Genomic DNA, 12,975 nt, shown 5'->3' on the forward strand with positions numbered 1-12,975 from the left:
TGAAAAAATGAAACACCTACTAACCCGCGAAAACCTCCTCGCCCTCCTCCTCTGCCTCATCCTCATCGTCCTCGTCATCTTCACCGCAGACTCGAGCCCCACGTGGATCTATCAAGGCTTCTAAATGGCGCTTGAAAATATTCTGATTCTCGCCGCCGCCTCGCTCCTCTGGGCAGCGACCTTCCGCAACCACGGGCGGACGTGGTTCATGCTTATCGCCAGCGTCGTCGTCATCTTCTGGCTGCAACCCGCCCTCCCAATCCGCGGCGCCGACTTCTTCACACCCATCGCCACGCTCGTGCTCATCGTCCTCACCTGGTTCATCACCGCCGACGACGCTACTCGCAAGCAGCGCAAAAACATCATCATCCTCACCATCGTCACAGGCGTCGTCCTGCTGCTCAACCTCACCCGCTTCCTCCCCACAGACTTTCAACTCCTCACCGCCTCGCGCCCGCCCCAACTCGAAACGACTCTCATCATCTTTTTGATAACAGGACTGACGCTGTTAGCCTTCTCTCGTCTGACACGTTTCAGCGCTTCTTTCTTGACCTTTGGTCTGGTTCTAACCATTGGGCTTTTTCTACTCATCAAGATTCCCGCCCTATCTCTCTGGCTCGCATCTTTCCTACGCACACTCTCCGGTCAATCCCTGACCAACGTCTCCATCAACGACTTCCGCTGGTTGGGATTCTCCTACGTCGCCTTCCGTCTCATCCACACCATACGCGATAAACAGTCAGGAAGATTCCCCTCCGTGGACGTGGGCGAATTCATCACCTACGTCATCTTCTTCCCCGCCTTCACCGCAGGACCGATTGACCGCTTGGAGCGTTTCATCAAAGACCTCCGTGCTCCCTTTTCAGGTCTGAACCTTGAAACGTTCTACTCCGCAGGTCAACGTTTGCTCCTCGGCTTGTTCAAAAAATTCGTTATCGCCGACGCGCTAGCGCTAATTGCCCTGAACGACTCCAACGCAACCCAAGTCACCTCCACGTTTTGGATGTGGGTCATCGTCTACGCCTATGCTTTCCAGATCTACTTCGACTTCAGCGGCTATACCGACATTGCTCTCGCCATTGCGCAACTGCTCGGAATCAAATTGCCAGAGAATTTTGCCTCGCCCTACCTCAAACCCAACCTGACCCAATTCTGGAACAACTGGCACATGACTCTCACGCAGTGGTTCCGCGCCTATTTCTTTAACCCAGTCACACGCTGGCTCAGGTCTTGGCAAAAACCAATGTCCATCCCGATGATGATTCTGCTCACCCAAGTCGCCACCATGCTGCTGATCGGTTTCTGGCACGGCGTGACGTGGAACTTCACCCTCTGGGGCTTATGGCACGGGCTGGGACTCTTCATCCACAACCGCTGGAACGACGCCACCAAAGCCAAAGCCGCCGCCTGGGCGATTACTCCCGCAAGGCAAGCCGCGCTCAACATCAGCGGCATTCTGCTCACCTTCCACTTCGTGGCGATTGGCTGGATCTTCTTCGCGCTATCGTCACCCGTCACTTCGTGGCAGGTGATATTGAGATTATTTGGAGTCAACTAAATCCGTCATTGCGAGCCGCGTTTTTGCTCTTTGTGGCGAAGCAATCCTATGAGCTAATCATGAGATTGCTTCGGGCGGAAGAGCACCGCCCTCGCAATGACGGAATAAAAAATCATGAAGCAAGAGATCAAACCCCTCAACGTCCTCATCAAGGGACTGCTCTTATTCGCCCTTTTCAACCTCGTCATCGCCGCATGGCAGACGGGGGTTGGACAGCTATCCCTTTACAACATCCTCTACCCAGGGCGGGAACGATTGCCTTTTGGCGAGAACCCCAAGCAATCGTACAACCTCAGCCTCTTCGACCTCGACGCGATGTTTGCTTCGCATGTCATTGCGGGCACGCCAAAAACTGACGATGAATTCCGCGTCGTCATTGTTGGAGATTCATCTGTATGGGGCACGTTGCTCAAGCCAGAAGAAACACTGGCAGGTCAACTCAACGCGGATACTCTCAACGCCTGCGGAAAAACTGTCCGCACTTATAACTTGGGCTACCCGACCATCTCTCTCACAAAAGATGTCATGCTGCTCTCGTATGCGGTGCAATACAACCCTGACCTCGTCATCTGGATGACCACGCTCGACGCGTTCCCGCTGGAAAAGCAAACGTCCACGCCGCTGGTGGCTAACAATGAAGAAAAGGTTCGGGAACTGGCGACCAGTTACGGCTTAAGAGTCGAGGCGGATGATTCCAATTTCGAAGTCAAGTCCTTTTGGCAGAAAACCTTCGTGGGCAACCGTCGCGCATGGGCGGACTTTTTCCGCTTGCAGATCTATGGCGTGATGTGGTCTGCCACGGGCATTGACCAGGTCTATCCGTCCGAGTATGAAAAAGCGCAAACCGATTTCGAAACGGACGAAAGTTATCACGACCTGACCGCGCCGCTGACCGAAGACGACCTCGCCATCAATGCGCTGGAGACGGGTTTTCGCGTGGTGGGCGAGACGCCCATGTTGCTTGTAAATGAGCCGATGTTAATAAGTTCGGGCGCGAACAGCGACATCCGCTATAATTTTTTCTACCCGCGCTGGGCGTATGACGATTACCGCGAAATCATGACTTCGTTGAGCGAGCGCAATGACTGGACGTATGTGGACTTTTGGGACATCGTGCCCGCAAATGAATTCACCAATAGCGCCATTCATCTCACGCCTGCAGGAGAGAATATGCTGGCGGAAAATCTCGCGCCGTATATTTTGGAAAATTGTAAATAATCATTTCCGTCATTGCGAGCCGCGTACTTTGCGGCGAAGCAATCTCATAGCCTATTCATGAGATTGCTTCGGGCGGAAGAGCACCGCCCTCGCAATGACGAAATAGGAGCCAAATGAAAGCACGTCAACTTTTTCTTTTAGCGGTGTTTTTGCTCGCCGCTTGCACCACCACCCCAACCGCAACACCGCAACCTGAAATTGAATCAACATCTGCGCCCAAAGTGACCGAAGCCGCAACCGAAGAAGTTGCAGCCGCCACCGAAGAATCCGCGCCGACTCCGCGCCCCACGCTTGGACCCGATGAATGGATGACTCTGCCCATCGTCCCAGAAGTGACCGATACCGCCCGCGAAATCTACGCGCGTGGATTGGCAATGGGACGTGACCCGAATCATTTCTCTAAAGTGGGCGATTGCCAAACCAACACGGGTTTCTACCTCGTGGACTTTGATAAGGAAGGCGCATACCGCCTTGGCGACTACGCCTACCTGCAAGATACGATCGATTATTATGAAGGCTCGTTCTCGCGCACCAGTCTCGCCATGCGCGACGGTTACAACGTGGCGGCGATCCTGACCCCGCTGCGCGCCGACCCGAAGCAATGCGAAAAAGGCGAGACCCCGATTGCCTGCGAGTTCCGCTTGCATAACCCCAGCATTGCCATCATCAGCCTTGAAACGAATTTCAGCGGACGTCCCGCCGATGATTACGGCAAGTACATGCGTCAGATCATCGAATATTCCATTGAACAGGGCGTGGTGCCAATCCTTGCCACCAAGGGCGACAATCTCGAAGGCGACCATAGCATCAACACCGAGATCGCGGAGATCGCTGTAGAATATGACATCCCGCTGTGGAATTTCTGGGCGGCGTTGCAGCCTTTGCCGAATCACGGTCATTCCGTCGAATTGAATGATGGTTTCCATCTTTCGTTCTCGCGTAACTTTTTCGATAAACCCAAGAACATGCTCAGCGGCTGGCCCTGGCGCAACCTGACGGCTTTGCAGGCGTTGGATGCAGTGAGGGTGGGGCTGCAAGAGCAGTAAAATCGTAACCACAGATGGACACAGATAAATTGGATGGTACAGATCGAACATCTTTGTTCATCCGTGGTGAATTCACTCAAAAGGAATCATTCATGACAACTGAAATCATCACTCCCATTGCAACCTTCATTGCCGAGAAAATTCTCAAGCAGCCGGGTAAAGTCATCTCTGCCGATGAGTCCCTCATCTCCAGCGGACTGATCGACTCGTTCAGTCTAATGGATCTGGCGCTCTTCATCGAAGATACCTTCGGCGTTCGCGTGGAAGATACTGAATTGAATGCAGATACATTTGACAATCTCAATCAATTGGCTGCACTTATTTCATCTCGTAAGTAATTCATTAACCGCGAAGTGCGCTACCCCCATTCTGAGGGCTTAGGACGCTAAGATTTAGAAGTTTTTTCTTCGCGATCTTCGCGTGCTTAGCGGTAAAAAATAATGACAACCTTACCAACCCTCCTCCAACGCTCATACCAAGAAGTCCCCGACAAGACCAGCTTCATCATCCAGCATGCCGGTCAAGCGGATAAACCTCTCACTTACCGTAATCTGATCCGCGGCGCGAATCGTTTTGCGTTAACTTACGCCCGCGAGGGAATTCAACCCGGCGAAGTGGTCATCCTCATCCTCCAACACGGCGAAGACTTGATCTATGCCTTTTGGGGCGCAATTCTGCACGGCGCGATTCCCTCCATCATGCCGTTTCTCACCGAGAAACTCGCGCCTGAAAAATATCGCGCTGACCTTGCTTCGCTGATCTCCATCACCAAGCCAACCACCATCGTCACCTACCCGGAGTTCGAAGCCGAAGTCCGTGGCGCACTGACAGAAGGTGATTCGGTCAGGCATGTGATTCTCACGAACCAAATCGAAGCCGAGAGCGAACCGAATTTTGAAACCTTGCAAGGTTTCAAAGCCTCGCCCGAAGATATCGTCGTCCTGCAACATTCCTCGGGCACAACCGGCTTGCAAAAGGGTGTAGCGCTTTCGCATCGCGCAGTGCTCAACCAACTCAACGCCTACAGCCAAACCCTGCGCATCGACCCCGCCAGTGACGTCATCGTTTCGTGGCTGCCGCTTTATCACGACATGGGCTTCATCGCCTGCTTCCTTATGCCCGTGCTGCTGCGCATTCCGCTTGTCAATATGTCGCCCTTCGATTGGGTGCGCGCGCCTTATAAATTGCATCAAGCCGTTTCACAATACAAAGGCACGCTCACATGGCTTCCCAACTTCGCCTACAACTTCTGCGCCCACAAGATCCGCGAGCGCAATCTTGAAAATTTAGACCTCTCTTCTTGGCGCGCCATCATCAACTGCTCCGAGCCGGTGCATGTCGAAAGCCACGACCTCTTCCATGAAAAATTTGCGGCGTTTGGCTTGAAGAAGTCTGCACTGCAAACGTGTTATGCCATGGCAGAGAATGTCTTCGCCGTGACTCAAAGTCAGCTGGATGGAACGCCCGCCGTGGATGTGATCGACCGCGAAACCTTCATGACGCAACGCCTCGCGACTCCGCCCAAGCCTGATTCACCCTCCATGAAAATGACTTCGTCCGGGCGTCCGCTACCCAACGTAAAAATCCGCATCGTGGATGAATCCCTCAACGATTTGTCGGATCGAAGTGTCGGCGAGATCGCCTTGCAAAGCGACTGTATGCTGACCGAATACTTCAACCGTCCCGACGCGACCGAAGCCGCAATTAAGAATGGCTGGTATCTCACCGGTGATTATGGTTACATTGCAAACGGCGAGTTGTATGTCTCCGGACGCAAGAAAGACCTCATCATCGTCGGCGGTAAGAACGTATACCCTCAGGATTTAGAATCGCTCGCGAGTGAAGTACCCGGCGTCCACAAAGGACGAGTCGTCGCATTCGGCATGTACGATGAAGAAGAAGGCACCGAGGAAGTGGTCATCATCGCCGAAGCAGATTCAACCGTCCCGTCGGAGCAAGAGGCGATAGCGGACGCCATCCGCAAGCATGTCACCAAGAGTTCCGCCATTGCCCTGCGCCACGTCAAAATCGTCGATGATAAATGGATCATCAAAACCTCCAGCGGCAAGACGGCGCGCCCGGCTAACAAGGAAAAGTTTTTGAAGGAACTCGAGATGGATAACGATATATAATACCTGCGTGGAAACAACGACTGTTAACCGCCTGCCGCGTAACGCCATCCTCATAATTCTATTTGTTGTACTCGTTATCGTCGCATCGAGCATGTTGCCTGTTGACTTTTTCTCGTGGCTATGGGACAGGCTCAATGTCTTTGCCACGGTCTTCCTGGGCATCTTCGTCGAAGCCGTGCCTTATCTTCTGCTTGGCACCTTCGCTTCGGGCTTGGTGGAAGTGTTCGTCGACCGCGACGGAATGAGCCGCTGGGTATCGAAGCGACCTGCCGCGGCGGCGATCAGCGGCGCGTTCATGGGCATGATCTTCCCGGTCTGCGAATGCGGAGTTGTTCCGCTCACGCGCAGGCTTTTCAAAAAGGGACTGCCGCTTTCGGCGGGCATTTCGTTTTTGCTTGCCGCGCCGGTCTTGAACCCGATCGTGATTCTCAGCACTGCATCCGCGTTCGGGTGGGGGCAGATGCTTCTATGGAGATTCGTCATCAGCCTCATCATCGCTGTGGTCGTGGGACTCGTCTTCTCCGTCCAGAAAGAGGCGGATGAGGTTTTGATTCCAGTTTTATCAGGCGGGGATCATGACCATGTCCATGCCGCGGCGGAGGATACCGTCCGCGAGAAAATTCGCAAGGCATTGCTTATCACCGTGGACGAGTTCTTCGACATGGGGCGCTATCTGGTCATTGGCTCGTTGTTGGCGGCTGGATTGCAGACCTTTATCGCTCAATCTACTCTATTATCCATCGGCAGCGGACCGGTTCTCTCGGTCTTGATCATGCTCCTGCTTGCCGTCCTGCTTTCCATCTGTTCGACGGTGGATTCGTTTGTGGCTTTGGGTTTTACCGGCGCGTTCAGTTTCGGCTCGGTGTTGTCGTTTCTTGTCTTTGGTCCGATGGTGGACATCAAAAGCACGATCATGTATTTGCAGGTCTTCAAACGCCGCGCCGTGGTATACATCATCTTGATCCCGTTCATGATGAGTCTGATCGCCGGGTTGTTGTTTAATTATTTTGTGAAGTAAGTGTGGACGATAGACCGCGGACAATGGACGATGGAGGACAAACCATGGTCAATCGTCCATCGTCCGTCGTCGTTCTGGAGTTTCCATGCCTCAACGAATGTTCCGTTCCTATCAAGGTCTGATCCTGCTGGGTTTGTGCATATTTTTCGTATCCAAAGCCGTCAACGGGCAGTTGACCTGGTATATCAACTCGCGCTTTGTGCCATTGACGATTGTCGGCATTGCCTTTCTTGCCATCATGGCACAGACGATATTCACTGAAATCCGTCGTTCGCGCCAACACGAGTTGGAACACCCAGAGCATCACCATGAACATGACCATGCCCCCTCTTCTTCCGCCTTGTGGATCATGTTCATTCCGCTCGCCATCGGTTTTCTTATTCCTGCCCGCCCGTTGGATTCAGCCGCATTCACCACCAAGGGATTCAATACCAGCGCCCCGCTCGTCAGTTCCGATTCGTCTGCCAGCATCTTTGAGACCGAGTCGCAGGAACGCAACATCCTGCAATGGTTGAAATTGTTCAACTATCAGGATGACATCACCGAATTCATCGGGCAGGAGGCGTCGGTAGTGGGGTTTGTCTATTTCGGCGATGAGCTCGAAACGGACCAATTCTTTGTCAGCCGGTTTGTGGTTTCCTGCTGCGCTGCGGACGGGTTCGCCATCGCCATGCCGGTGCAATGGGAAAAATCGAATTCACTCGAGCAGGATGCCTGGGTGGTCGTCAAAGGAAAGATCGAATCCATCGACCTCGACGGCAGGCGCACGCCGCTGATCGTTGCGGAGTCGGTCGAGCCCACGGGCGTTCCCGCCCAGCCCTATCTCTTCCCATGAGATCACGCATTACGGTTGATACGCTTGCCATTGGCTTGATTCTCTTACTAGGCGCCATTGCCGGATCGATCATCTGGGTCGGCGAAAGTGCAGGTGTTGGAGTCCGCGTGGATTTGCCGGAGGATGGCGTGGTCGGTCCGTACCAGGCAATTACATTCAAATTCTCCGAGGTTGTTTCGGCAGAGATGGCTTCCGAACTGATCGCCATCGACCCGGTGCATGAAGGTTATCTTCAAGTGGTGGATGACACCAGTGTGCGATTTATCCCCATCAAGCCTTACAGCCTCGACACAACTTACACAGTGAAAGTAATCGCTGGCGAGACGAACATCAAGGGGCGCGAAGTGAAACAGCCGCAAACCTGGACGTTCTCAGTGCGTGAACCGCGGGTGGCGTATTTAGTCACAGCCGAAGGGCAGAGCGGCATCTGGTCAGCGGACAGGTCCGGGGACGGTGCGAAGCGTCTCACTTCCGAAGAAATAAAAGTCGTCTCGTTCGATGTCGCCCAGGGAGGGGATTTCATCGTATTTACATCCGTCAATCAAAACGGCGGGATAGATCTGTGGAAAGTGAGTCGCGATGGCGGCGATGAATCAATTTTGCTGGATTGCGGTTTCGACCGCTGCACCACGCCCGTCATCGCCCCCGGCGATAAACGGATTGCTTATTCACGCGAGGCGGCGGGACCTACACCCGACCTGCCCTTTGGGTCGCCCCGCATCTGGGTCGTGGACTTGGAAAGCGGCGCGGATGGACCTGTCTACGAAGACCAAAGCATTTTGGGATACAACCCCTCCTGGTCGCCGGATGCGAACCGCCTCACTTCCTTCGACGGTTTGGCGGATTTCATCCACATGATAGATTTTACAAGCGGTGAGCGGGTCCTCTTTCCATCCACCACGGGCGGACCGGTGACCTGGTCGCCCGATTCGAATCGTTTGCTTTACACCACCTTCGAGCAGACCGATAACGGCGGGCGCACGCTTGTGATGCTTGCCGACCTTTCGACTGGTGAGACGATCCCTTTGTTCGGCTCGGTGGATGTTTACGACAACGCCTATTACTCCCTTGCCTGGTCTTCGCTGGAGGAACGCCTTGTGCTCGGCTTGCGCATGGATGAAGACAGCCCCTCGCGCGTGTTGTGGGTGCTCGACCCATCCCTGCTCGAAGGCATTGTCATTGCGCAGGATGCCGACTACACCTACAACTCCCCGCAATGGGACCCGTGGGGAACTGCGTTATTGTTCCAGCAATTCAAAATGCGCGGGCAATTCAAGCCCGAGATCGGCTTGTGGCGTGAAGGCACGAATGAGTCTTCTGTTCTCGCCGAAGGCATCCAGCCGCAGTGGCTGCCGTAAAATTTTTTCCGTCATTCATTCGTGGGCGGTTCTTGCCTGTTATACTTTGCCTGTCAAATTTGGGTTCGTTTGATATTGCCAGGGAGTTTGCAATGAGAAAGATCAACCTCATTCCTCTTTTCATCGCTTGCATCCTTTCCGCCTGCCTGTCCCCATCCGAGGGCGACGGCTCTCCCGACGAACTGCCCACTGTGACCCCAACATCGTCGCCCACTACTGTTTTTACCGCCACCCCTTCACAGACTCTTACCCCCGAGCCGTCGCCGACGCCGACCCCGGACCCCGCCCAAATCGCCGCGGAGGAGATGGCGAAACTCAACCTGACCCTGGGCGTGGATTACACCCTCGCGCCCGACGCAAACGGCAACCTTGCCGCCTTTAACGCCGACGGGGTGAAAATTTACGAACCCAATACCCATCGCTGGAATTCGGAAGAAATCGCCAAGATCGTGGAAAATAGTCTCAAAATCACCGGCGACTGCTATAAAACATCTTTTACCACAGAAGATACGAGTGATCCTAATTGGCGCAATTTTAAGTCAAATGTTAATAGTGGAGCATGGGATCTAGGGCTTCCCGCTAAAAAAGGTACCAGATTTATTAATGTTCGTTTCGAATCAGTAAATGGTAATTGTTGGGGGACCTTCAATGTAAGTCCTGGTGAAGAGATGAATAAACCGAATTATTTTTTCTGGCCAACAAAGGAATTTTCGGCTGAGAACCCAAGACAAATAAGACTTCTTAGACTATTCAACCCATAGTAGTGACAGTGGTGTGTGGATGTGCTATGGTAAAAGTATGAGCCGTGTTAAGGCTATTATTCTGTCCGTAGTAGTTTTAATTTTAAGCTTGGTTGTTTTTACTGTTTATTTTTTCTCGACGGGCGGCAGAGGATTGGCGCGGATAGTTGTTTATTACTTATTCTCTGATGTGCCGGATAAAAAATATACCTGGATTGACTTTATCAATAAAAATGAGCCCGGGCGTAGTATTAGTGGTTTTTACGCTTTTGGGGATGAGAACAGCATTAGCATCTGGACATTATCCGGCTTAAAGCGGTTTTATGCAAAGCCAGGTTTTAGCCTCCCTTACCTGGAATGACTGAGCAGTCACAATCCGCGGTAAGGTTTATTAATTTCCTCGATAATGTAAACTTAAAACTAATGTAGGTATAATCCCTGCGTGCAAAAAACATTCACTTACCGCTTCCCATTCATAGCGCTTTTCTTCTTTCTTCTTTCATTCTTTCCTTCCCAATCCGCCCACGCCCACCCGGCGGACTTATACGCTCACACCATCACCGTCAACCTGACCCAAACAGACATGCGCGTCGAGTGGCAGGTCAAGCCGGGGTTATTGCTGGTCAACTTCATTTGGAACGAGATGGATGTGAACCAGGATGGCTCCGTCAGCGAGGAGGAGGGACAAAACTGGAGCGAGTCGCGCCTGGACCAACTGACCGCCACGCTCGATGGCAAGTCCCTGCCGCTGACGGTTGATTCGATAACGATTCCGTCCACGCTGCAAGCCTTTCAAGCGGGGGAGGAGATCCTTGTCTTCGAGTTATCTGCAAAACTAAGCCAGGACGCGAACAACACCCAGCGCATCGTCATCGAGAACGGATGGGAGTCGTCTAAAGCCATCAACTGGTTCTATCTCACTGCCGAAGATGGTTCTGCCTTCCTTTTTCCATCGCAGAAGAGTCACATCCTCACAATTGACTTCATCCACAACCCGGCGACCATCGAAGACCAAGGCCGCCTGCTCACAACATGGGACAGCGGCGCACCCGCGCTTCCGTTTGGGCAGGAGAAGGATGTCGTTACCGAAACCGCCGAGCAGGTCGTGCCGGAACTCTCCGAACGCTCGCCGCAGGAAATTCTGCTCGACCTGGTACGCAGTAAAGAAGGTTCGCTGGCTTTTTATGCTTTCGCATTGGTGATCGCCCTCGCCTTGGGAGCCTTGCATGCGCTGACTCCTGGTCATGGCAAGACGGTGGTCGCGGCGTATCTCGTCGGTTCACGTGGCACCTCCTGGCATGCCATTGTCCTCGGCACGGTTGTCACGCTGACGCATACCGGCTCGGTCTTTTTGCTCGGCATCCTCACGCTTGCCGCGTCGCAATACATCTTGCCGACGACGGTCATTCCGTTCCTTGAAGTCCTTTCGGGCGTGCTTATCCTTGGCTTGGGTTTGTATCTGCTTTGGCAGCGCTTTGTGTATTGGCGGTCGCGTTCTGCTCAAGGCGGCGTCCTCGCCGCCGGGGACGGCGGCAAGCGCAAAATTTCGCTTGCGCCGAAATCGAACGTACACAAGCCAACAGGTTCGGTCAAAGTGGAATCCATGTCCGCGGGGATGCATCATCATGGCGATGGCAAAATGCACTCGCATGACGTCCCCGAAGCCATCACCTGGCGTTCGTTGATCGCCCTCGGCGTCAGCGGCGGACTCGTCCCATGCCCGGATGCGATCGCGATTCTTTTGGTTGCCATTGCGATCAACCGCCTCTTTCTTGGTCTGGCATTGATCCTATCCTTTAGCCTCGGTCTCGCTGTGGTCTTGATCGTCATCGGCTTGCTCATGGTCAACAGCCGGCGTCTCTTCGACCGCATGGGCTTTTTGGACCGCTTTGCGCCAGTCATGCCGCTTGTTTCGGCGGTTGTGGTCGTTGCCCTCGGCGCGGCGCTGACGTGGGGGGCGACGGTCCGGGCGAAGGAAAATGTCACCTTCGCAGAATCAACTCAAAGGTCAGTCAATGAGGCGAGGGTTTTATATCTGCGCGAGGATGAGAATCGCATCAAGGGATTGTTCATCACGAATTTTTCCAGCGGTGCTTCCAAGTTGGTCTCCGCTGAAAACCAAAGCGTGGATGATTACATCGTCTCGCCGGATTTTTCTCAAGCCGCCTATGTCACTCAGAATGAAAGCGCGTCGAATGAAATCTGGCTCCTGGATTTGGAAGATTTGTCGAGCCGGAAATTGACCGATTGCAGGGATGCGATCTGTTCGGGATTGGTCTGGTCGCCGAACGGCAGCCGGATCATTTATGAACACATGAACCTGGACGGCAACGCGAGCGGACTCCCGACCTTGTGGTGGGTGGACGTGACGACTGCCAAAGCCCAGCCGGTTTTTCAAGATCCGCAATTACCGGGCGGTAACCCGCGCTGGTCACCGGATGGAAAATGGTTAAGTTACGCCACGCCGGAGGGGATCCGTTTGTATAACCTCGAGAGCAGTGAGACGCGCGTGATCGAAAATGTTTTGGGCGCGGCGGCTATGTGGGCGCCGAACAGGAAGACGATCCTGCTGCGCGATGTGGTTATCCGTCATGACCAGTTCGTGACCGAGTTATTCATCTATGGCGTTGAATCTCAAACGCTGGTGAATATCAGCCTTGATAAAGGTTTCGAGAACACGCTTGCCGCCTGGTCGCCCGATGGAGAGACGATTGCCGTCGTGCGGCGCGATCTTTCCGTGACCCGCGGCGACCAGATTTGGGTGATGAAACCAGACGGGAGCGACGGCCGCATGTTGACAAATGACATCGACGCCTTGCATGGCAGTCTGAACTGGTCGCCGGACGGAAAGTATGTGTTGTATGAACTGTATGCGCTCGATAAATTCCCGTTCTCGTCGAAGTTGGAGGTGATGGATGTCGAAAGCGGGGAAGTGAGGGATTTGGGAATCGACGGGTTCAATCCAAAGTGGGTGTGGTAATGTCTCCAGCAGACCTCCGAGGTTTTCAAAACCTCGGAGGTCTTTCTCTTTCTTTCTTGACCCTCCAAAATTTTCCCATTATACTAATTG

Annotated in this window: 11 protein-coding genes; all 11 read left to right on the forward strand. The window is 53.5% G+C overall.

Going from position 1 to position 12,975, the window contains the following annotated elements; translation table 11 throughout:
• Positions 1–124: 124 nt before the first annotated feature.
• The 11 genes from HS100_08350 (at position 125) to HS100_08400 (ending at position 12,885) form a co-directional block, all read left to right on the forward strand.
• Positions 125–1,558: an MBOAT family protein gene (locus tag HS100_08350; protein ID MBE7433915.1), complete on the forward strand. Its 1,434-nt coding sequence runs from the start codon at positions 125–127 to the stop codon at positions 1,556–1,558.
• Between the two features lie 114 nt (positions 1,559–1,672).
• Positions 1,673–2,776, forward strand: coding sequence for a hypothetical protein (locus HS100_08355; GenBank protein MBE7433916.1), 1,104 nt, complete (start codon positions 1,673–1,675; stop codon positions 2,774–2,776).
• 113 nt (positions 2,777–2,889) lie between these two features.
• A complete protein-coding gene (locus tag HS100_08360) occupies positions 2,890–3,822 on the forward strand; it encodes an SGNH/GDSL hydrolase family protein (GenBank protein MBE7433917.1) in 933 nt (310 codons plus the stop codon).
• A gap of 92 nt (positions 3,823–3,914) precedes the next feature.
• A complete protein-coding gene (locus HS100_08365; GenBank protein ID MBE7433918.1) occupies positions 3,915–4,160 on the forward strand; it encodes an acyl carrier protein in 246 nt (81 codons plus the stop codon).
• Between the two features lie 102 nt (positions 4,161–4,262).
• Positions 4,263–5,954 carry an AMP-binding protein gene (locus HS100_08370; protein ID MBE7433919.1) on the forward strand — a complete coding sequence of 564 codons (1,692 nt, stop codon included), beginning with the start codon at positions 4,263–4,265 and terminating at the stop codon, positions 5,952–5,954.
• A 7-nt stretch (positions 5,955–5,961) separates the two neighbouring features.
• Positions 5,962–6,972 (forward strand): permease, encoded by a 1,011-nt coding sequence (locus HS100_08375; protein ID MBE7433920.1) that lies wholly within the window; start codon positions 5,962–5,964, stop codon positions 6,970–6,972.
• Positions 6,973–7,057: 85 nt separating this feature from the next.
• Complete coding sequence (locus tag HS100_08380) at positions 7,058–7,807, forward strand: TIGR03943 family protein (GenBank protein ID MBE7433921.1); 750 nt, start codon at positions 7,058–7,060, stop codon at positions 7,805–7,807.
• Positions 7,804–9,165, forward strand: a complete 1,362-nt coding sequence (locus HS100_08385; GenBank protein ID MBE7433922.1) for a hypothetical protein — start codon at positions 7,804–7,806, stop codon at positions 9,163–9,165. The genes HS100_08380 and HS100_08385 overlap by 4 nt, the downstream gene beginning before the upstream one ends.
• A 92-nt stretch (positions 9,166–9,257) precedes the next feature.
• Positions 9,258–9,926 (forward strand): hypothetical protein, encoded by a 669-nt coding sequence (locus HS100_08390; protein ID MBE7433923.1) that lies wholly within the window; start codon positions 9,258–9,260, stop codon positions 9,924–9,926.
• A gap of 37 nt (positions 9,927–9,963) precedes the next feature.
• Positions 9,964–10,266, forward strand: coding sequence for a hypothetical protein (locus tag HS100_08395; protein ID MBE7433924.1), 303 nt, complete (start codon positions 9,964–9,966; stop codon positions 10,264–10,266).
• A gap of 81 nt (positions 10,267–10,347) precedes the next feature.
• On the forward strand, positions 10,348–12,885 hold the full coding sequence (locus tag HS100_08400; protein MBE7433925.1) for a PD40 domain-containing protein: 2,538 nt from the start codon (positions 10,348–10,350) through the stop codon (positions 12,883–12,885).
• Positions 12,886–12,975: the final 90 nt, after the last annotated feature.

This window comes from Anaerolineales bacterium (assembly GCA_015075725.1).
Taxonomy (GTDB): domain Bacteria; phylum Chloroflexota; class Anaerolineae; order Anaerolineales; family Villigracilaceae; genus Villigracilis.

Bases quoted from the DNA above. Each gene is read 5' to 3' on its own strand.
- HS100_08360 (MBE7433917.1), top strand. From the start codon at position 2,890: ATGAAAGCACGTCAACTTTTTCTTTTAGCGGTGTTTTTGCTCGCCGCT.
- HS100_08350 (MBE7433915.1), top strand. From the start codon at position 125: ATGGCGCTTGAAAATATTCTGATTCTCGCCGCCGCCTCGCTCCTCTGG.
- HS100_08395 (MBE7433924.1), top strand. From the start codon at position 9,964: ATGAGCCGTGTTAAGGCTATTATTCTGTCCGTAGTAGTTTTAATTTTA.
- HS100_08355 (MBE7433916.1), top strand. From the start codon at position 1,673: ATGAAGCAAGAGATCAAACCCCTCAACGTCCTCATCAAGGGACTGCTC.
- HS100_08370 (MBE7433919.1), top strand. From the start codon at position 4,263: ATGACAACCTTACCAACCCTCCTCCAACGCTCATACCAAGAAGTCCCC.
- HS100_08385 (MBE7433922.1), top strand. From the start codon at position 7,804: ATGAGATCACGCATTACGGTTGATACGCTTGCCATTGGCTTGATTCTC.
- HS100_08365 (MBE7433918.1), top strand. From the start codon at position 3,915: ATGACAACTGAAATCATCACTCCCATTGCAACCTTCATTGCCGAGAAA.
- HS100_08390 (MBE7433923.1), top strand. From the start codon at position 9,258: ATGAGAAAGATCAACCTCATTCCTCTTTTCATCGCTTGCATCCTTTCC.
- HS100_08380 (MBE7433921.1), top strand. From the start codon at position 7,058: ATGCCTCAACGAATGTTCCGTTCCTATCAAGGTCTGATCCTGCTGGGT.